General features: G+C 56.4%; 14 protein-coding genes. 8 read left to right on the top strand and 6 right to left on the bottom strand.

Going from position 1 to position 21,313, the window contains the following annotated elements; genetic code table 11:
- Positions 1-768 precede the first annotated feature (768 nt).
- The 3 genes from D7241_RS03195 (at position 769) to D7241_RS03185 (ending at position 6,643) form a co-directional block, all read left to right on the top strand.
- Positions 769-3,660: a ribonucleoside-diphosphate reductase subunit alpha gene (locus D7241_RS03195; RefSeq protein ID WP_408100284.1), complete on the top strand. Its 2,892-nt coding sequence runs from the start codon at positions 769-771 to the stop codon at positions 3,658-3,660.
- Positions 3,661-4,192: 532 nt separating this feature from the next.
- A complete protein-coding gene (locus D7241_RS03190) occupies positions 4,193-5,446 on the top strand; it encodes a ribonucleotide-diphosphate reductase subunit beta (RefSeq protein ID WP_408100283.1) in 1,254 nt (417 codons plus the stop codon).
- A gap of 111 nt (positions 5,447-5,557) precedes the next feature.
- Positions 5,558-6,643 carry a hypothetical protein gene (locus D7241_RS03185; protein WP_408100282.1) on the top strand — a complete coding sequence of 362 codons (1,086 nt, stop codon included), beginning with the start codon at positions 5,558-5,560 and terminating at the stop codon, positions 6,641-6,643.
- Between the two features lie 205 nt (positions 6,644-6,848).
- On the opposite strand, the gene D7241_RS03180 is transcribed toward D7241_RS03185, so the two are convergent.
- The 5 genes from D7241_RS03180 to D7241_RS03160 form a co-directional block, all read right to left on the bottom strand.
- Positions 6,849-7,487 carry a DUF2290 domain-containing protein gene (locus tag D7241_RS03180; protein ID WP_408100281.1) on the bottom strand — a complete coding sequence of 213 codons (639 nt, stop codon included), beginning with the start codon at positions 7,485-7,487 and terminating at the stop codon, positions 6,849-6,851.
- Positions 7,488-7,495: 8 nt separating this feature from the next.
- Entirely contained in the window at positions 7,496-9,613 is a 2,118-nt protein-coding gene (locus tag D7241_RS03175; RefSeq protein WP_408100280.1) for a DEAD/DEAH box helicase, read from the bottom strand.
- Between the two features lie 253 nt (positions 9,614-9,866).
- Positions 9,867-10,568 (bottom strand): aminotransferase class IV, encoded by a 702-nt coding sequence (locus D7241_RS03170; RefSeq protein ID WP_408100279.1) that lies wholly within the window; start codon positions 10,566-10,568, stop codon positions 9,867-9,869.
- A 207-nt stretch (positions 10,569-10,775) separates the two neighbouring features.
- Positions 10,776-12,527, bottom strand: a complete 1,752-nt coding sequence (locus tag D7241_RS03165) for a methyl-accepting chemotaxis protein (protein WP_408100278.1) — start codon at positions 12,525-12,527, stop codon at positions 10,776-10,778.
- Between the two features lie 399 nt (positions 12,528-12,926).
- On the bottom strand, positions 12,927-13,832 hold the full coding sequence (locus tag D7241_RS03160; RefSeq protein WP_408100277.1) for a LysR substrate-binding domain-containing protein: 906 nt from the start codon (positions 13,830-13,832) through the stop codon (positions 12,927-12,929).
- A 117-nt stretch (positions 13,833-13,949) separates the two neighbouring features.
- On the opposite strand from D7241_RS03160, the gene D7241_RS03155 reads away from it, so the two are divergent.
- The 4 genes from D7241_RS03155 (at position 13,950) to D7241_RS03140 (ending at position 17,693) form a co-directional block, all read left to right on the top strand.
- The gene (locus D7241_RS03155; protein ID WP_408100276.1) at positions 13,950-14,687 is read left to right on the top strand and encodes an FMN-dependent NADH-azoreductase; all 738 of its coding nucleotides are present in this window, start codon (positions 13,950-13,952) and stop codon (positions 14,685-14,687) included.
- A gap of 70 nt (positions 14,688-14,757) precedes the next feature.
- Positions 14,758-16,020, top strand: a complete 1,263-nt coding sequence (locus D7241_RS03150; RefSeq protein WP_408100275.1) for a hypothetical protein — start codon at positions 14,758-14,760, stop codon at positions 16,018-16,020.
- The gene (locus tag D7241_RS03145; protein ID WP_408100274.1) at positions 16,017-16,424 is read left to right on the top strand and encodes a hypothetical protein; all 408 of its coding nucleotides are present in this window, start codon (positions 16,017-16,019) and stop codon (positions 16,422-16,424) included. Before D7241_RS03150 ends, D7241_RS03145 begins: the two co-directional genes overlap by 4 nt.
- 549 nt (positions 16,425-16,973) lie before the next feature.
- Positions 16,974-17,693, top strand: a complete 720-nt coding sequence (locus tag D7241_RS03140) for a TylF/MycF/NovP-related O-methyltransferase (protein WP_408100273.1) — start codon at positions 16,974-16,976, stop codon at positions 17,691-17,693.
- Between the two features lie 80 nt (positions 17,694-17,773).
- Here the strand turns inward: D7241_RS03140 and katG are convergent, their stop codons facing one another.
- The gene (gene katG, locus D7241_RS03135; RefSeq protein ID WP_408100272.1) at positions 17,774-20,005 is read right to left on the bottom strand and encodes a catalase/peroxidase HPI; all 2,232 of its coding nucleotides are present in this window, start codon (positions 20,003-20,005) and stop codon (positions 17,774-17,776) included.
- Positions 20,006-20,511: 506 nt separating this feature from the next.
- Here katG and D7241_RS03130 point away from each other — a divergent pair.
- Positions 20,512-21,207 (top strand): GNAT family N-acetyltransferase, encoded by a 696-nt coding sequence (locus D7241_RS03130; protein WP_408100271.1) that lies wholly within the window; start codon positions 20,512-20,514, stop codon positions 21,205-21,207.
- Positions 21,208-21,313: the final 106 nt, after the last annotated feature.

Genomic DNA, 21,313 nt, shown 5'->3' with positions numbered 1-21,313 from the left:
TAGCAACCTGGATCGCGCAGACCTGATCGTTCAGTAGCAGCCAATCCGCACCTTCAGATGCCATAAGGCCAGTATTTCCGGCCTGCTTATCAATATGGTCTACCGATAGCGGGAAAAGCGCACAAAGTCGTCTTTGACAAAACACCATATATAGTGTTTACGCCTTCAACGTTTTGATGACCGAATAGCGTGCCTGGACCGGCATTTCATCCGAACGCAGCGCAGCCCCGAGGTGGCGCGGGCTGCGCTGCAATCGCGCACAGCTCACCCACAACTTATTCACAGGTTGTTCATTTCCGGCACCTTGCGTTGGGCTCGAACCGCTACTATCGTGTCGCTTCCGGCCGTTTTAACCCCATATATTGGGGGCAAACAGCCAAACAGACACAAACACCCAAAAAAGCAAGCAAAATAATTTGCTCTGTATTTTGCCGGCTCGCGCCCGCGCAGGGCGCGATGGATCGATGCCGCAGGCCCCGAACTTGCGGAGCCCAACGTTGATTTTGTACACGCCCAGCAGTAGCGCACACGCCAAGCGCATCACACTACATGTTGTGTTTTGAGGTTGTGATCTTCACAACGCCTGACTATGCTTCGGGACATTCGATTCGCCACCTCCCGGTGCGAGATCGACTCCTTTTTGAATTACCCATGTGCCGGCTCGCCGGGGCATGGTTCATGCAATACGAGACATGCAATAGAACAAGGCCGCCCGCAAAGCAGGCCTGACACCTAACGCGTTAGAGACAGAGAGAATTCGGAGACCCCATGCAGAACGAGTCCATTCGCGAGAACCCACACGCCGACAGCACGCTGGACCTGGCCGCCACTGCGCCGGGCCAACTGCGCGTGATCAAGCGCAACGGTACAGTCGTCCCCTACACCGATGACAAGATCACCGTCGCCATCACCAAGGCGTTTCTCGCAGTGGAAGGCGGCAACGCCGCCGCCTCGTCGCGCATCCATGACACCGTGGCGCGCCTGACCGAACAGGTCACCGCCACCTTCAAGCGCCGCATGCCCTCCGGCGGCACCATCCACATCGAAGAAATCCAGGACCAGGTCGAACTGGCCCTGATGCGTTCCGGCGAGCAGAAAGTCGCCCGCGACTACGTGATCTATCGCGAATCCCGTAGCCAGGAGCGCAAGCGTGGCGCGGTCGACGTGCCGGTCGACGCCCACCCGAGCATCCGCATCAAGCGTGCCGACGGCAGCCTGTCGCCGCTGGACCTCGGCCGCCTGAACACCATCATCACCGAAGCCTGCGAAGGCCTCGAAGAAGTCGATGGCGCACTGATCCAGAAAGAAACCCTGAAGAACCTCTACGACGGTGTCGAGCAAACCGACGTCAACACCGCCCTGGTAATGACCGCCCGTACCCTGGTCGAGCGTGAGCCGAACTACTCCTACGTCACCGCTCGCCTCTTGATGGACACCCTGCGCGCCGAAGCCCTGAGCTTCCTGGAAGTCGCCGAGTCCGCCACCCATCACGAAATGGCCGACCTCTACGCCAAGGCGCTGCCGGCCTACGTGGAAAAAGGCGTGCAGTTCGAACTGCTCGACCCGCGCCTGAAGGAATACGACCTGGCCAAGCTGGGCGCTGCGATCAACCACGAGCAGGACCAGCAATTCACCTACCTCGGCCTGCAGACTCTTTACGACCGTTACTTCATCCATAAGGATGGCGTGCGTTTCGAGCTGCCGCAGATCTTCTTCATGCGCGTCGCCATGGGCCTGGCCATCGAGGAAGAACAGCGCGAAGCCCGTGCCATCGAGTTCTATAACCTGCTGTCGTCCTTCGACTACATGGCCTCCACGCCGACCCTGTTCAACGCCGGCACCCTGCGTCCGCAGCTGTCCTCCTGCTACCTGACCACCGTGCCGGACGACCTGGGCGGCATCTACGACGCCATCCGCGATAACGCCCTGCTCTCCAAGTTCGCCGGCGGCCTGGGCAACGACTGGACCCCGGTGCGTGCACTGGGCGCCTACATCAAGGGCACCAATGGCAAATCCCAGGGCGTCGTGCCCTTCCTGAAAGTGGTCAACGACACCGCTGTTGCGGTCAACCAGGGCGGCAAGCGCAAGGGCGCGGTCTGCGCCTACCTGGAAACCTGGCACCTGGACATCGAGGAATTCCTCGAGCTGCGCAAGAACACCGGTGACGACCGTCGCCGTACCCACGACATGAACACCGCCAACTGGATTCCGGACCTGTTCATGAAGCGCGTCTTCGACGACGGCAAGTGGACCCTGTTCTCGCCAAGCGAAGTACCCGACCTGCACGACCTCACCGGCAAGGCCTTCGAGGAGCGTTACGAGTACTACGAAGCCCTGATCGAATACGGCAAGATCAAGAACTACAAGACCCTGCAGGCCAAAGACCTGTGGCGCAAGATGCTTTCCATGCTGTTCGAAACCGGCCACCCATGGCTGACCTTCAAGGACCCGTGCAACCTGCGCAGCCCGCAGCAGCACGTCGGCGTGGTGCACAGCTCCAACCTCTGCACCGAGATCACGCTGAACACCAACAAGGACGAGATCGCCGTCTGCAACCTGGGCTCGATCAACCTGCCGCGCCACATCGTCGATGGCAAGCTGGACACCGCCAAGCTGGAGCGCACCGTGCGCACCGCCGTGCGGATGCTCGATAACGTCATCGACATCAACTACTACTCGGTGCCGCAAGCGCGCAATTCCAACTTCAAGCACCGCCCGGTGGGCCTGGGCATCATGGGCTTCCAGGACGCGCTGTACCTGCAGCACATCCCGTACGGCTCCGATGCCGCCATCGACTTTGCTGACAAGTCCATGGAAGCGGTCAGCTACTACGCTATCCAGGCCTCCTGTGACCTGGCCGACGAGCGCGGTGCCTACGAAACCTTCCAGGGTTCGTTGTGGAGCCAGGGCGTGCTGCCGCTGGATTCGCAGCAGATCCTCATCGAAGCGCGTGGCCAGAAGTACATCGACGTCGACCTGACCGAGTCCCTGGACTGGGCTCCAGTTCGCGCCCGCGTCAAGAACGGCATCCGTAACTCGAACATCATGGCCATCGCCCCGACCGCGACCATCGCCAACATCACCGGCGTGTCGCAGTCCATCGAGCCGACCTACCAGAACCTATACGTGAAATCGAACCTCTCGGGCGAATTCACCGTGATCAACCCCTACCTGGTGCGCGACCTCAAGGCGCGCGGCCTGTGGGACGCGGTCATGATCAACGACCTCAAGTACTACGACGGTTCCGTGCAGCAGATCGAGCGCATCCCGCAGGAGTTGAAAGACCTCTACGCGACCGCCTTCGAAGTGGAAACCAAGTGGATCGTCGACGCCGCCAGCCGCCGCCAGAAGTGGATCGACCAGGCCCAGTCGCTGAACCTTTACATTGCCGGTGCCTCGGGCAAGAAGCTGGACGTGACCTACCGCATGGCCTGGTACCGTGGCCTGAAAACCACCTACTACCTCCGCGCCCTGGCCGCGACCAGCACCGAGAAGTCCACCGTCAACACCGGCAAGCTCAACGCCGTGTCCAGCGGTGGCAATAGTGGCGCCAGCGCCGCCCCGGCGAAAGCTGCGCCAGCACCGGAAATGTCCGCTGGCCCGGCACCGGTACCAAAGGCCTGTGCGATCGATGAACCAGACTGCGAAGCCTGCCAATAAGTAGTTAAGAAAGTCGCGGTCCCAGAGCGGACCGCGCGTTGTTGCCCGGCAGGCCGGCCCCCATCACGTACATGCGTACGCTCAGGGGCTCCGACCCGCCAGGCGCCTAGCGCTGCCTCGCTCAGCTTCGCGCTCACACCGAGCTGCTGCTGAAGAGCGCGCTTTTCGTAGGAGCGAGGGGGCGCCTAGTCCTTGTTCGCGAAAACCAGTCGGGGACGCCTGCGCGGACCGGACCAATTTGTAGGAGCGAGCTTGCTCGCGAAGCGCTATCAGCCAGCTCACTAGCCGAGCGAACGCATAGCCTAAGGCCGCCTCCAATCCAGTCCCCTCGCCCCTCCGGGGAGAGGGTTAGGGTGAGGGGCAGCCCCACCAAACAACCCAAAGGCCGGACCAATACCCCGACCTGATACAGATCACCGGGACGCAGGGCACCACCACCCTCCCCCCAACAAAACACCCGCTTTTGCGTGCACACACAAAAGCCCAAACATTCCCGACCGGCCAAGCCGGTCCCCAATCAGGAGAAACCGCCATGCTGAGCTGGGACGAATTCGACGAAGAAGAAACCACCACCGCCACCGCGCAGGCCGCCCCTCAAGCCGCTGCCGCAAAGACTGAATCTCCCGCCAAACTCGACCAGGACGCCGCCGGCTCCGTCGAAGAAGCCCGCGCCGTAGCCTCTGACGACTCCGCTGCCGTCGCCCGCGCCAAAAAGGCCCTGGACGACCTCGACATCCAGGAAGGCCTCGACGAACTCGAAGGCGAATCCGCCCGCGTTCACGTTGGCGACAAGCAAATGATCAACGCCCGCGCCGACCTCAACCAGCTCGTGCCCTTCAAGTACGACTGGGCCTGGCAGAAGTATCTGGATGGTTGCGCCAACCACTGGATGCCGCAGGAAGTGAACATGAACGCCGACATCGCCCTGTGGAAGAGCCCGGACGGCCTCACCGAGGACGAGCGCCGCATCGTCATGCGCAACCTCGGCTTCTTCTCCACCGCCGACAGCCTGGTCGCCAACAACCTCGTGCTGGCCGTGTACCGCCTGATCACCAACCCCGAGTGCCGCCAGTACATCCTGCGCCAGGCCTTCGAAGAGGCGATCCACACACACGCCTACCAGTACTGCATCGAGTCACTGGGCATGGATGAAGGCGCCATCTTCAACATGTACCACGAGATCCCGAGCGTCGCGAAGAAGGCCTCCTGGGGCCTCAAGTACACCCGCTCCATCTCCGATCCGACCTTCCAGACCGGCACCGTCGAGACGGACAAAGAGTTCCTGCGCAACCTCATCGCCTACTACTGCGTCTTGGAAGGCATCTTCTTCTACTGCGGCTTCACCCAGATCCTCTCCATGGGCCGCCGCAACAAGATGACCGGCACCGCCGAGCAGTTCCAATACATCCTGCGCGACGAGTCCATGCACCTGAACTTCGGCATCGACGTGATCAACCAGATCAAAATCGAAAACCCACACCTGTGGGACGCCGCTATGAAGGACGAAGCGACCCAGATGATCCTCCAGGGTACGCAGCTCGAAATCGAATACGCCCGCGACACCATGCCCCGCGGCGTCCTCGGCATGAATGCCTCGATGATGGAGGACTACCTCAAGTTCATCGCCAACCGTCGTCTGACGCAGATTGGGCTGAAGGAAGAGTACCCGGGTACAACCAACCCGTTCCCATGGATGAGCGAAATCATGGACCTGAAGAAGGAGAAGAACTTCTTTGAGACGCGGGTTATTGAGTATCAGACGGGTGGGGCTTTGAGTTGGGATTGATTCAGGCATACCGAGACCACTGCGCCCTGTCTGAGTAGACCTCGAGTGTTGTGAATAAAACCTAAAAAGCCCCGCCTCGCACGGGGCTTTTTCTTTCCTATGGATTTCACTATGAAGCTGATCAAATCAAGTAACGACTGGCAAGACTGGAGGTTAGAACTCAACGAAACAATCTTCGATCTTAAAGGAGGCAGCCGCTACGATGACAATATCTATGAGTTACCTTACCACCATGAGAGTGACGTATTTAAACAAATATCCAATTTGCCAATCTGTTCCATACCATCAGAAATACGAATCCCACTCGACGGCCAAAAATTCCACCACATGGCAACATTCGCCTCAATAAATGGGCAAGACGACAGCATTGAAGTTTGCTGGACGATTGACCCTTTAAGCTGGAACGGCACAATCAACCCAAAGTTACTAAGAGACGAAATGGTACAGGCAAGCAAAAGCCTCAACTCATCCGCAGTGCTAATAAACACGGAGGACAACGATGGATATCTAGATATTTTTTTCTCTTTCAACTTTCAACCAAAAATAACGATCTCGGAAGCGGCAGAAACTATAAACAAACATATAGATGAATTGCAAAATAAAGCCAGCGATAACATTCAAACGCTCGATAGCACAGACAAAATAATAGCCAGATTTAACTTCAGCACTGGAGTCGAGACTTCCTGCACGAGATATCTGGTCTACTTCATAGAGTTCTTAAGAGACTTAGGAATCGACTCTAACAGCACTGTAACAAGAAGAGGCCACGAAACCCTTTTCTCTATTGAACCCACTGATAAAGACACCTCTCTAAGAACGATTAAAGAAGCACTAGTTATCTATCTGTCACTACCCGAACTGGAACCGCCACTTGCAAGCAACCACCAAGAGCCGATCATCCAATTGAAGCTAGAAAAGCTCATCTCTGAGGTTACAAATATCAAAAGCGAAAACCGCGTTCAAGCGGCTCTGCTATCTTTACAGACAGAAAAAATAACAAACTTAAGCCAAGAGCTAGCTAAAATTAAAACACCTAGGAATAGCCTCGTTTCGGTCTCGTCGGATAACAAGACCCAAAGTAGCGATATGTTTTTTGGTGGATTTATTAAATTAGGACGCTTTCAATACCTCGGCATCGAACTAGATTGGAGCTCATTAAAAAGACGCTTATCAAAAAACAGCAACGACCCGAGATAGCCAGCAAAGTGGACGCTTAAGGAAACCAAAGTTTTGCTTTCGAAACGGGCGAGACTTTAACGCGGGATCTATCGCTATTTCAATAGACCCGCCTAGCCTGGGGCTTCCCACTTCTAACTCGAGCGTTAAATAGCAGGCCATTGCACATGCACTGGTAACCACCCATAGCTACCTACCCAAATGCCCGAACTGAATTAATACCCCATCAGCTTATCGATAGGTACGTGGCAGCATCTCCTGGGAGCATGCATCCCACCCCCGCGCAACCAGCTAACTTTTTATCAAAGATATTCTTATTTTTTTTATAAACCAAATGATAGAAGTTCATAATTATAAACTTAAAAAAGACGTTCGGTAGTACAGGATGACTAACGGGCACCCTGCAATTTTCGAACTGCCCGAAAGTCACATGCGACTTAGGATGGAATAAAGGCTTATAACTTTTAGGATCGTAGTCAAACCGAATAGGAAACCGGACTATCTTATTTAACAAGATATCACCATAAAGCTCATCCCGTTCATATAGCTCTGGCGACTCTTCAACTGAAGGCAAAACAGGCGAAGGGAAAAAGCCTAGCCGATGCTTGACTAGTCCAACATCATCAAAAGCATACTGGAAGATTAGCAACCCACCATCTGGCAGCTTTATATGATACTGGTCGTTTAGCTCTAAATCGTTATATATGTCTACGTACGGGATATCTTTTAAGGCGACACCGGACGTTTTTAGGTCGCCCACGGAGCAATCAGTTACCTTGGGATAATTCTGTCTTACCGAAACCCCAGATTCTATTGCTCGCTTTATTACTTCATTCAACTGAAGCACAACCGAGTTCAATTTCATCTAGGCATCTACTCTTTCCTACTAGCACGTTCTAGATCGAGAATAAGCTGGGTGATATCAATATCACCCAACTTAGCAGCCTCTAATAACTCATCCCTTTGCTTCTTCAACCTCTTTTCACGCAACGCTTGTCTAGGCGTTAGATCAACATTTATGAGGCGCAGCTCTTTTTTCTGCTGCTCAGTTGGATAAGTAAATCTCAATTTGAAATTGTTATTTTTGAGACGCATCCATTCCTCGCGTAGCTGCTCCATTTTTGGACCAACCCCCAGCACGCATACCCACCCCTTAGATCTAGTAATAGCGGTAAAAAGCCGATTCCTAATGAGCGCCAGCTGGGGCTTGGTAAAGGCATCAAAGCAATCTTGGGCGTTAATAATGTAAACCATCCCTGCTTCGTTACCTTTCGCTCTGAATATTCCGGTAAAAGTTACTGCGCCCTCCTTTGAGAATACGTCTCTTGAAGTGCTTACACCCGCAAGCTCGCTGTTGATACCAACAGAAAACAGCTGCCTTCTTCCCAGCCCTACAGAATCCTGAGTCTTAATAGGGTCAGGATTTATAACCACAATATCCTCAGCCCTAAGCTCTTCATTTTCGATATCGTTTTTGATTTCTTCCACTAGCCAGCGGGTTTGCTGTTCGGAGGTTTCGAAGCAATGAAATTGAATCAGCTCATCAGGGTCAGAGTGCTCTTCCAAAAATAATGGAGAGGTCTTAGCAGTACGAGCAAGCGTAACGTCAACACCGCCTTCCAGCGCCCCGTCCTCGACTTCATAACCAACGTCGGACCATAGATTATCTTGATTGAAGAACTGAACCAAACCGCGTTCCCTATAGATACCGAAACCTAGAGCGTGAGCCGTAGCCAGTACAGGTCTAGAGTTCCGGTAGCATTTCTCCAATATTATGTCCTGCCGGGGAATGGCAGCTTCTGAATAATCAAACTTAACCAACGGTCCCTCCTCATTCGCCCCGAACAACTCCTCGGGAGGAAGAACCGAATTCCCAGTCAATGATTGCAATTCGTCATACGCATAAACCAGCCGTTTAGGCTCATTGATAAACGCGTGACAAAGCCTCAAAAACTCAGGAGGAAAATCCTGTGCTTCATCTACAAGTATCAAGTCATATAACGGGCGTCGTTCCGTAGCTTTACTTAGCGCATCCGAACAAGCCCCAGCAAATGGGTCAAAAGCACCATACCGTGACTTAGCAGTACCAAAATCTAAAAACGGAACGCCATGTTCTCTACAAAACTTGTGATAAATTCCGTCCTGCTCTTTTTCACCTGGGCCTCCCCAAGCGTTGATAATATCGATCCGCTCCCAATCAGGCTCGGAACTGGTTTGCTCAATTGTGAAGCTATTAATTAATCTCTTGAACTGTTCTTTAAGGGAGCGCGTGTTAAATGTTACCGCAATCTTCCACCCTGGATTCTGAGAATGCAGGTAAGCGACTTTCAGAGCTAATATGATAGTTTTTCCCGAACCCGCGAGTCCGCGGATACGCTGGACACCTTCCACAGTTTCGATCACAGCGCGCGACTGATGCTGGTCGAGATTCGCGATCGACTCTTCCACCCGTTTTAACCTTGCCCCTTTTGAATTTGGACGCGCCGGTTCTCGCTTCGACCTTCCCGACCTAATTGTCGTAACAACCTGAATAGCCGCTAGCAAATTCGCGTATAACTCGTCATCTATAGGCTCCCCACCCTCTACAGATTTTACAACGTTATCTCGGTTTGCGCATATGTAGTAATCCTCTGATTCAGGGACACTTCGCTTTGCTGGCGCAAACGTCACACTATTGATCGGAAATTTAAGGTTCCTGCCCTGCTTAAGAGTTGGATAGGGCTTTAGTTTTACTTCTAACATCGAGGCAATATCATCAAGGCGAGATTTATAATCACCAAGCTCAAGCCCCTCAACTAGGTCAAAAGCAAATAATCCATATTTTCTTGATAAGAGCAGTGAGTCGAACTTTACAGGACCTAACGGCGAACCTACGACGGGATACCCGACATATAAATAACCTTCACCACCGATTTCGCTTGCCAGGATATCCGCCAAGGCTTTAGCAGCCTCTGGCTTTTCCTTATTAGAACCCCAAACGATATTGAGCATTTTTATACCTTCAACGTACCAACGGTGGCTGGAGCCCAATCAAGGATCTGGGCGCCTGCAGGATCTGATTTTAGATTCTACTTTTTCTGACTAGCTGGGTCGCGTAGCGGCGGGACGAAAAAGGGGACAGATTTATTTTCCTGCCCCTCCGCTGACGTTTTCCTCGAGGCTAAGCACCGCTCGGTACCCCTGAAGCAACAGGTGAGCCCGTCGAAGCCGGCGGGACACCAGCGCAATATCTATCCAGCCATTCTCAGGGAAAGTCGGCCGGCTCAGCCTCGTGGGCCTTGTGCAGCAGCTCGATGAAAGGTCTTGCCTCGTCAACGATATGGGAGGCGATCGCGGTAACTGGAATCCCCGGCGTCCATGAGTTCATCACTGCCGCACCGGAGAGTTCGTTCAAGCGTTCAAGCGTGATGTGCTCGTGGCGCTGCGGCACATCCAGGCGTGCAAGTTGACGCTGAACCATGCCCATCATGGTGCCTTTCAGCATATCGGCCCTGGGCCAGATCACCGTTTCGCCATCCCAGAACACCAGGTTCCAGATGGTGGCCTCACTCAGATGGCCGCGATCATCGAGAAACGCCGCATCGTCAAAGCCCTGCCGTATGGCCTGGTGCAGGTAGTAGGTCTTGCCTACTTCACCGACATGCTTGATTGCGGCCAGAGGCCTCTGGTGCGCGATGGCACTCAAGCGTAACGGGCCTTTCGGTCCATCAGACGGAGCGACGGTACGCACGAGCACGCCAGGCTCAACATCCATGCTATCGGCGGTGAATTCGCCATGGGGCGAGAAGACAGTGACCGTCAGCGACTGGTCTCTCGCCCCCTCTTGAATCGCCATCCGAATGTATGAGCGCAGAAGGTCATCGGACGGCGCCCGGCCAAAAAACTCCAGGGAGGCATGGCGCAGACGGTCCAGGTGAAGATCCAGAAACAATAGGGGACAGACCACGATTTTCAGTCCATTAACATCTAGGAAACGCGGTCTGTCCCCTATTGTCCGAAGTGCAGAACGCCTCCTCTTTCCCTACCGCATGTGCTTATTAGTTTGCCTGCAGGTCAAACGCTGATACTGCCCCCTCCGTCGACAACGCCGGGCCAAGGTGATCCGGCCGGGCTTGTTAAAGCTCGCGGCCGGGTTGATTGCGGTGCTCATCGCTCAGAGACGGAAGCTCCCCATTTTATGCGCCAGGTCTTCTGACAGCTGGCGTAGCGTATGGCAGCTGGCGCGGCAGCGCTGAATATCGCTGTTGGTTGAGGTGGCAAGGTCGGAAATGCCCTGCACGTTGCGGTTGATTTCTTCGGTCACCGATGACTGCTCCTCAGTGGCGGCGGCCGCCTGCTGGTTCATGTCGCTGATTTCTTCGATGCGTGCTGCGATGGTCTGCAGCGATTTGCTGGTCTGTTGGCTGGCCTCAACACCGGTCGCGGTGGCTGCATGGCCGGTGCGCATGGATGTCACGGCGTCTTCGGCGCCCTTCTTGAGGCGGGCAATCATCTGCTGGATTTCATCGGTCGAGCCCTGCGTACGGCCGGCCAGGGTGCGAACTTCATCGGCAACCACGGCGAAACCACGGCCCATTTCGCCCGCCCGAGCGGCCTCGATGGCGGCATTCAAGGCCAACAGGTTGGTCTGCTCTGAGATACCGCGAATCACCGCCAGCACTTGGTCGATGGATGCCACTTGTTCAGCCAGTTGGCTGACAGCACCGGCGGCATTGCCGATATCACTGGCCATGGTTTCGATATGGCTACAGGAGTTACGTACGTTTTGGCTGGCCTGCTGGGACTCTTCCAGGGCGTCACGGGTGGCGAGCGCGGCGCTGCTGGCATTGCGGGCAATCTCCTGCACGGTAAGGCCCATCTCATGCACGGCTGTTGCCACCAAGTCGGTCATTTCGTTTTGCTGGTTGGTTCGACCGGTGGTGTTATCGACCATCTCGGTCACCTCGCCGATGGCCGACATCAATTGCTGGCTGGTATGCAAGGCCGCGCCAATCAGGACCCTGAGTTTGTCGTTCATCATATGCAAAGTACCCATCACGCTGTCTGCGGAAGCCTGCGGTATTTGCACGGCCAGGTTGCCGGCAGCCAACTCATTGACCACGCGGTCCACCTCAGCGGGCACGGCGCCGAGTTGGCCGAGCATCTTGCGGTGGTTGAGGTAGATCAGTAGGCCGATTTCGGCGAACAGGGCGAAGATCAGCGCCAGGAATATATATTGGGCCTGAACCAGACTTTCATCTGCAACGGCTACCGCACTGGCGGTGCGCTGGTCGAGCAGTACAAAGAACTCGTCCAACGGCTGCATGATCTGGCCTTTGAGCTGGTGATAGTCCTTGCTGTGCACCAGCTCGCGGGCCATGGCTAAATCCGGTTCGCCCGTACGGGTGTAGTTACCCTGGGCATCGGCAAACCGGCCTTTGACTGCATTCATGGCTTTCACTTCAAGTTGCACCAGGCCATTTGAATTGGCTTGTGCTTGTTGCAACTTGGAAAATTCGGCATCGCTAAAGCCGGTTTGCTTCATCAGGTCATCGAGCGAGATTGCGGTTGTATCGGGACGCGGCTTGGCGTTGCCGGCGGCTACAAAGTCCCAGTAGATCCGCTGGTACTCCTGGGGGCGCGGGGCCTTGCCGTTGCGGATATCGAGTATCTGCGTGTACTGGCGTTCATATTCCGGGTCGGCTGTTACCACGTAGGTGCGGCCCAGCCGGGTCAGGTCATCCGAGCTTTGTCGGAGCTCATCGGCTAGCAAATAGGAGTTGTAACGTAATTCGCTGATGTCGCGCAGGTCGGTCGAAGCGTGCTTCATGGCATAAAAGGCATAAAGCAGTGCGGCCAGCGTGACGGCCAGAATAGCGGTAAGCAGTTGAATCGGTCTTGTACGTGAGTGTCGTGCGGGGCTCATTGAGGGTGACTCCAGATTAAAGCGTCTGAGGAGTTCCTTATCTGCAGTGCTGCCCGCTTGGGTAGGGGCGGTCCTGTCTTGCAGTCGGCTGGTCTGCAAGGCGTTCCGTCGCCGCTCTTTGGGGTATCGGCACTATTGGCCGTTGTCTTGATGGTTAGGTCCTGAAGGTTTGAAGGTCTTGAAGGTCTTGAAGCGCGGACAAGGCGGCACGCCAAAACGACTATGCCCCGCATAGGGCGGGGCATAGTCGCTGTTTGCGTGCTCCTTACAGACCGTTGCCGGCTTTGAATTCGCGACGACGGACGGTATGGGAATGTTTAGCGAGTAGCCTGGAAGTGAGGCGTGGAAAAGGCTCCGCCGTTTTCCACCCTACGATCTGACTCGCATACATTGCCGCTATCACTCCGTCACCTCACACAACCCACCCGGCACGGCCATCACCCAATCCCTCACAGCCAGAACCGTCGGATCATCCCGACGGCTCTCTGGATATACGAGATGAAATGGCTTCCCTTCCATCTCCGGCCCGAACGGCTGCACCAGCCGCCCTTCCCTCAGCTCATCGTCAATCAGCTGACGGCTCATTAAGGCCACGCCTTGGGCGCCAACGGCGGCTGAGATGGCGTGGGTCTCGTCGGAGAAGACCAACCCAGCGCTAACGTCCAATCCCGGTACGTTGGCCAGTTTCTGCCATGACGCCCAATGAATCGGAGCGGATGAAGCGCCCTGGGCGCGGAAGTGGATTAAGGAGTGATTTGGCAGCTCGGCTACATCACGCAAACCGAGGTGCGGGCTACAAATGGGAACGAAGGTGTTGTCGAACAGCTTCTCCGCCACCAGCCCCGGCCAGAGGCCGTCGCCGTAGCGGATGGCGACGTCCGCCGTGACGCCATCCAGCGCGACCGGTTCATGGGACGTGTGAAAGCGCAGATCGATGTTGGGATGCGAATCGCGCAGCATGCAGACCCAGGGCACCAGCCAGCGCACCGCTATGGCCGGTGTGGTGCTGAGGGTGATTGCCTGACGGCATGGCCCCGTGCTGAGGCGTTCGACCGTTACGCTGATGGTGTCGAACGCCGTTTCCAGCACCTGTTGCAGCTCGCGCCCTGGGTCGGTCAACTCCAGCTTTCGGGGCTTTCGCAGAAACAGCGAGACGCCGAGTGATTCTTCCAGCAGCCGAATCTGGTGACTGATCGCCGTAGCGGTGACAGACAACTCCTCGGCGGCCTGCTTGGCGCTCTCATGGCGGGCAGCCGCTTCGAAGGCTCGCAGTGCGGAAAGCGAGGGTAACCGGCGATACGCCATAACTGAGTTTTCCTCATCTGTACCTGGAAATATTGATCGTTTGTCGCCCATAGAGCCTAGTCCTAGCCTGGGTCTACCGCGAATGACAGATGAATTTAGTCACAGAGGAGAACCACCATGACGCACCTTCTGCACCTCGACGCCAGCGCTCGCCCCGGCCTTGCAGGCAAGGACGAGCACGGTTCCCACAGCCGCAACCTTACCCACCGCTTCGTCAGCCAGTGGCGGGCCCACCGGGCGCAGGACAGCATCGTCTATCGGGACATCGGCCAGAACCCGCCCTCCTTCCTCGACCATGACTGGATCGCCTCGGCCTTTACGCCGCCAGAACGCCAGGAGCCTTGGATGAAGGAAGCGCTGGCAGAAAGCGACCAGCTAGTCGATGAGTTGATTGCAGCCGATGTGCTGGTCATCGGGACGCCGCTTTACAACTTCGGGATGCCCGCGCCGTTAAAAGCCTGGATCGATCAAGTGGTGCGCTTGGGCCGCACGGTTGGCATCGATGAAAGCCGACTTCCCGACGATCCCTACCTGCCCATGCTGGAAGATCGGCCACGGCATGCGGTCATCCTCACCGCCAGGGGCGGCATTGGCTTTGGTCCTGGCCGGGAGATGGCTCACATGAACCATCTGGAGCCGAACCTGGCGACGGCGCTTAATTTCATCGGCATCACCCGCATTCATCAGATCGCAATTGAAGGTCAGGAAACGGGTGGCGATGTGTTGGCGGCCTCGGTGGCTGAGGCGCTGCATCAGGTTGATTCCTTGGTGGAAGAGCTTCAGGCAGCGCTTGTGACCAGTCCTCAATCTTTTGTAACCCACGCCGTTGGTGCTGCTCGGGCTCAAGCTTCGTGAACAGGCGCTAATTGGCCGACGCTTTGAACAGATAAACTGCGGCCCGATTCAGCAAAACAGGGAGATTTTCATGGGAACGGACAACCTTAAAGACGCGGCCTACCCGCTCGATCAGGACTGGAACTTGGACAACGGTTGGAAGGCAGACAGCACCGGCAGCCGCGACTCCAGTTGGATGCCTGATCGTGGCTGGGGCCGTCAGCCGGAACTGCCGAAGACCAAGCTAGGTAACGGCGGCGCCTCATTTGCGGCCTGGGAAGCGAATGTCGAAAGCACTCCAGAGCTTTCGGATTGGCCGCCGCCCGACATGCTTCGGCTCCCCGAGCCCCAGCCTCCTGGCTTCTACATTGTGCCGCGTAGCATGTCCGGCGAGCAGGTACTTGCCAGACTGTTTGCCGATGCGCCCCACAACCACTTGGTCAACCGCATCAAGGCACTAAACCCCACTTTCGCCAAAGGCTTTAAGGCCGGCGAGATGGTCGTCTTGGGCAACCTGATCAATCCAACTGCTTGCTCGCGCGAAGAAGCCGACCTGATGGCGGCGGCCGCCAAGGTGCGTGCGGCTCTGGAACCGTTGAGCGAGAGCGAAGCCGACTTCATGGCTAAGCATCAGGCTGAGATCGCCGTGATGGTCGGTGGCGCCAGCCAGTCGCTGGGGATGGGTACCGATGTGCTAGGCAACGGTTTGAAGCAGATTGACGGCACGCTACGCGATATCGAATACCTGCATCAGCGCGAGTTCGCCACGCATGGCCACCTGCGCAGTACGCAGTTCTTCACCTCACGCCAGCAGTTGTATCGCCAACTCGATAACCAACTAAAGGCAACCTTCCTCGGCAAGCAGCTGGGCTTGGGCAGCTATACAACGCTGCGCCAGGATCTCGGCATCTCCACCCGCAGCCTCGTGCACCACTGGAGCAAAGGCGGCGCACCGGGCCAGGTCCCCGGATACGCCACCCATATGGATCAGATTGCCAAGGCGGCCAAGTACCTCAAGTATGGTGGCTATGTTGGTATTGCGCTGGGCGGTACTGCCTCTGCCTTGAAGGTTCAGGAAGTGTGCAAAGCTGGCGAGACCCAGGCGTGCCAGAAAATTCGCTTTACCGAGACGGGGAGCTTTGTTGGCGGAATCGGAGGTGGATCGGCAGGCGTGGGCATCGGAATAGCTATGGCTCCTTATGTCTGCGGCGCTATAGGCCTGGCCTCCGGCGGCATTGGCGGTATTATCTGCGGCCTTGTTGTTGTCGGTGGGGCTTCGGCTGCGGGTGGGGCTGGCGGCGGATGGGCTGGCGAACTGGCCGGGGAAAAAGTTTATGAGAGGAGCCAGCGATGAGTTTCAGCGCTTGGTTTGAAACTTGGCCCTTGGATTTGCAGATAGCCTTTTTGATAACGCCTTTTGTCATAGCGCTTTCCGGTCTGGCCGTTCAGGCATACACCACGCACCGCTACTACGATCGAATAATCGCAGCCTTCCCCAATAGCCTTGGGGTAAAAAATTATCAGCGACTGTGGGCAGGATTCGATTTTGTATCGCGTTGTATGCAGGTCGGGAGCACTGGAGGATTCTTACTCTGGCCAAAAATCCATATTCGACAAGGCACACTTGACCCTGAGGAGGTTCGTAATTTCCCCCCCGATATCAAACGGCTAATGAGAATTTCGGTCGGTCTTTTATTTGTTGGCTTTGCGTGGCTTCTAATCGCAGTAGCCCTACTCAAACTCAGCGGCGTTGAGTGAGACCAGATGGATTAAGTTGCTGTGGCGCACCGGGCCAGATCCAAGATACACCACCCATATGGATGAGATTGCCAAGACGGCAAGTACCTAAAATATGGAGCTATCGGCATTGCCCTGGGCGGTACGGCCTACACATTGAAAGTCCAAGAGGTTTGCAAGGCAGGGAAACTCAGGCATGTCAGGAGATTCGATTTACCGAGACGGGAAGTTTCCTTGGTGCGTGGGCGGTGGAAGTATGCTGAGTCGGCTGCAAGCACAACGCTCAGGCCTATCAAAGAACTGCTGATAGCTCACTTTGCGTGATGCGAAGGCTCTGCCTTGCCAAATGAATGGATGTATAGCGACTTGAAGGAACGTTTGCAGGTATCCACCAGCCCCTTCCATCAATGGTTGGATCATGCATATACGAACGGAGCAGAACTGCTCGAGCCGCAGGTATAACTTTCATACATGAAACGTTGACCTAGGATGATCAACATTGGCGACAAGATAGAGGCAGCTCCACAACCTTGGCTCTGCCTAAAGCCTAAACAGAACGGGGGAAGCAGGATGACCAGCGAAAAGAAAGCCGCAAAAATGCCGGTGGAGTTCACCCAAGAAGAAAAGAACATCGTCAGCTATGTCATGGACAACAAGCTGACGTTGGTTTCATACGAGAGGCTGTGGGCAACCTTGATGGCCTGCAAGCATGCCGTCGAGAGGGATATTCCGGGCGATTTTGTCGAGTGCGGAGTATGGCGAGGGGGCAACGCTATCCTGGCAGCAGCGATATTCAAACTCTACGGGTCAGATCGCCGGGTATATTTGTTCGACACATTCAAAGGAATGACTGAGCCCACCGAGGCGGACAAGTATTTCTCCGATGGTTCATCCGTTCGAGAGGTCTTTCTCAGCAAACAACGCGACACCCACAATGAGATGTACTACTCCGCCCTGGAAGAGGTAAAAGCAAACTTTGCCAAGGCCAATCTTCTTGATGAAAACGTAATCATCGTTGAAGGCGATGTACTGGTTACGCTTGAACAGGAACAGAATCTTCCGGATAAAATCGCAGTACTTCGTCTGGATACAGACTGGTATGAGTCCACAAAGAAAGAGCTGGAAATCCTGTATCCGAGAGTTAGCATCGGCGGTTCGTTGATTATCGATGACTATGGGCACTTCACAGGCTCGAAGAAGGCAACTGATGACTATTTCGAAGAGACGAAGAAGCGTCCTTTGTTGCTTTATACCGATTACACCGGCCGGATCGGAGTGAAGTACGATTAACGCGGCTCGCACTCTGCCGGTGACTCGTCAGCCTTAGGGCTCAAATCGGCGCTGGCGCCACAAGGGCGCCAGCGCTTTGCTTAGGCCGAGAGCTTCTGGCTGAAGATATCTTCCGGCTTACCGATATCCATCCTGTCCGCGTTCATCACCTTGTCCCAGGCTTTGACGAAGTCGTGGACGAACTTCTCGTTGCCGTCGACCATGCCGTACACCTCGGCTTGCGCACGCAGCTCCGATTGCGAGCCGAAGATCAGGTCCACGCGAGTGGCAGTCCAAGTGGGTTGGCGGGTGTTGCGGTCGAGGCCCTGGAAGCGGTTCTTGTGCTCGGTCGCGGTCCACTCGTTCTTCATGTCCAGCAGATTGACGAAGAAGTCGTTCGACAGCGTGCCCACGCGGTTGGTAAAGACGCCCTCTTTGCCGCCATCCGCGTTGGTGCCCAGCACCCGCATGCCACCGACCAGCACGGTCATCTCCGGCGCGCTGAGGCGTAGCAGGTGGGCCTTGTCTACAAGCGCTTCCTCGGGCGCCATGAAGTGGGCCTCGTAATAGTGATTGCGGAAGCCGTCCGCGACCGGGCGTAGCGCCTCGAATGACTGCGCATCGGTCCACTCCTCCAGAGCGTCCATGCGCCCTGGCGTGAAGGGCACCTTGACGCTGACCCCGCCGTCCTGCGCCGCTTTTTCGATCGCGGCGCATCCGGCCAGCACGATCAGGTCCGCCATGGAGACCTTCTTGCCACCGGTGGCCGAGCCGTTGAACTCGGTCTGGATCTGGGTGAGCTTCTCAAGCACGCGAGCCAGTAGCGCCGGGTTGTTTTCCTGCCAGTCCTTTTGCGGCGCGAAGCGGATGCGTGCGCCGTTGGCCCCGCCGCGCTTGTCCGAGCCGCGATAGGTCGACGCCGAAGCCCAGGCGACCGACACCAGGTCAGAGACGGAAAAGCCCATGCTCAGCATCTTCTGCTTGAGCGAGGCAATGTCCGCGTCATCGATTTTCGGATGGTCGCACTCGGGGATCGGGTCCTGCCAGATCAGCTTTTCCTTCGGCACCAGCGGCCCGAGGTAGCGGGCGGTGGGGCCCATGTCGCGGTGGGTCAGCTTGAACCAGGCGCGGGCGAAGGCATCGGCGAATTCGTCCGGGTTTTCGAGAAAATGACGCGAGATCGGTTCGTAGATCGGATCGAAGCGCAGTGCCAGGTCCGAGGTGAGCATGGTCGGCTTGCGCTTCTTGTTGGGGTCGAACGGGTCGGGAATGATCTCCCCGACGTCTTTGGCTTCCCACTGATGCGCTCCGGCAGGGCTCTTGGTCAGTTCCCACTCGAAGTTGAAGAGGTTTTCGAAAAAGTAGTTGGACCATTTCGTCGGAGTCTGGCTCCAGATGACTTCGAGGCCGGAGGTGATGGCATCGGCACCTATGCCGGTCTGGAACTTGCTGCGCCAACCCAGTCCCTGGTCTTCGATAACTGCGCCTTCCGGCTCCGGCCCCATCAATGAGGGGTCGCCCGCGCCATGGGTCTTGCCGAAGGTGTGACCGCCAGCAATCAGCGCCACGGTTTCGTAATCGTTCATCGCCATGCGCGCGAAGGTCTCGCGGATGTCGATGGCCGAGGCTTTCGGGTCTGGGTTGGCGTTCGGGCCTTCCGGGTTCACGTAGATCAAGCCCATCTGCACGGCGCCCAAGCCAGGGTGCAGCTGCCGTTCGCCGCTGTAGCGCTCATCGCCTAGCCAGGTGCCCTCAGGGCCCCAGTACAGTTCTTCGGGCTCCCAGGTGTCCGCACGGCCACCGCCGAAGCCGAACGTTTTGAAGCCCATGGATTCGAGCGCAACGTTTCCGGTGAGTACGAACAGATCGGCCCACGACAGTTTGCGCCCGTACTTCTGTTTGATCGGCCACAGCAGGCGCCGGGCCTTGTCCAACGCGGCGTTATCCGGCCAGCTGTTGAGCGGCGCAAAACGCTGCTGACCTCCACCGGCGCCGCCGCGACCGTCAGTGATGCGATAGGTACCGGCGCTGTGCCAGGCCATCCGAATGAACAGGCCGCCGTAATGGCCAAAGTCCGCTGGCCACCAGTCCTGCGAATCCGTCATCACGGCGTGCAGGTCGGCGATCACGGCGTCGAGATCGAGTGACTTGAACTCAGCTGCGTAATCGAAATCGCCGCCGTATGGATTGGAGCGCGGCGAGTGCTGGTTGAGTGAGGTGAGGCTCAATGCTTCCGGCCACCAGTCACGATTGCCCGGGCGTTTGCGGGGTGCACCGGCGCCATGACCGAACGGGCATCCACCGCCAGTATTTTCTCCAGACTCAGCGCTCATGTTCTGTTCCTCTCGTGGTTGTGGTTATCGCGGTCAGGCGCCGCTTTAGAACCGTAGCACTCAGTTCATGGCAGAACAAAAACGCGCAATCCGCCTATCGAAACGGCGCGAGCCCCCAGGATGAGCCTCAAACACAGCATTCATGCGGTCTGGATCGCTTCGCGTATGCCTGAAGAAGGCAAATAAACGGGGGATCAAATTTCGCTATTGCCTCGATAGGCATTACCTAAACCTGAGTCACAACCAACAGCAAGTCACTGTGCCAGCGCGGCTGCGTTGGGCGCCTCTTCAGGAATCGTTGCCGCTTCACATCGTCTCGCTCTGCCCGATGCAGATCTGATAAGGAAGCAGAAACCAAGCGAATTCAATTGCCGCAACGGCTGCAACGTGCCGTTACTATTCCCTGTTCTGTCTCTTTCCAGGGATGAGCACGCCCTTCCCGCTCGCCCCAGCCTATCGCCCAGTACAATGCCCGCTTTGCGCATTGATCCGGAGTCTCATCGCCTATGTTCACGCTTGCCCATCTGGACACCCCGCCGCCGGAATCGATGAAAAGCCAGGTGCTGCAGATGGTCGTGGACTACCTCGGCGACATCAGCCCGGTATCGCTCACGCCTGCCAACCCGCTGTATCAGCTGTATCAGTACGTGGTGGGGTTCGAGGTGCATCGTTATCTGGATAGCATGGATGGCGCGCAGGCGGGCAAGCCCGAACTGATCATGGCGCTGGATGCCGATGACCCGTTGCTCCTGCTCGGATTTGCCCTGTATCTACCGTATATGGACGACCCTGAAGCCTGTGCGTTGGTTTATCTGGCAGTGCAAACCGACCATCGCCGTCAGGGCATCGGTCGGGCCATGGTCGACGCGATGGTGGCGCGTTATCCCCATGCGGAAGTGGCGTGCGTGGCGGGCAAGGTTCCCTACTTCGAAGAGCTGGGCTTTCTGCCTCTGGCGGCTCGCGGTCCGCAAGTGGTGATGAATACCCGGAGCCAGGCGTCGAACGGAGTGGTCGCAGTGCAGGATTTGCAGCCGATTTTCCAGTCCCAGGAAGTCCGTCAGATTCACAGCTATCTCGTGAAACAGCACGGTGAGCAAGCCATGAGCGATGCGGAGAAAGAACGCGATTGTCTGCTCGACCAACTGGCCCAACAGGCCCTTCACCTCACTCAGACCTACTCGGCAGCCAATCGCTTGCATTAATCGTTTGAAGAAGCACGCCCCATGGAACAGGTGCCGCCGCCTTCCAGCTGCGTAGCTACCGATGCGTCGGCGAGCGAGTGAAAGCCCGGGCTTTGAACCCCGCAGA

The sequence above is a fragment of the Stutzerimonas sp. VN223-3 genome (assembly GCF_045999685.1).
Lineage (GTDB): Bacteria > Pseudomonadota > Gammaproteobacteria > Pseudomonadales > Pseudomonadaceae > Stutzerimonas > Stutzerimonas stutzeri_AR.
This window is presented reverse-complemented; position numbering and strand designations above follow the sequence as displayed.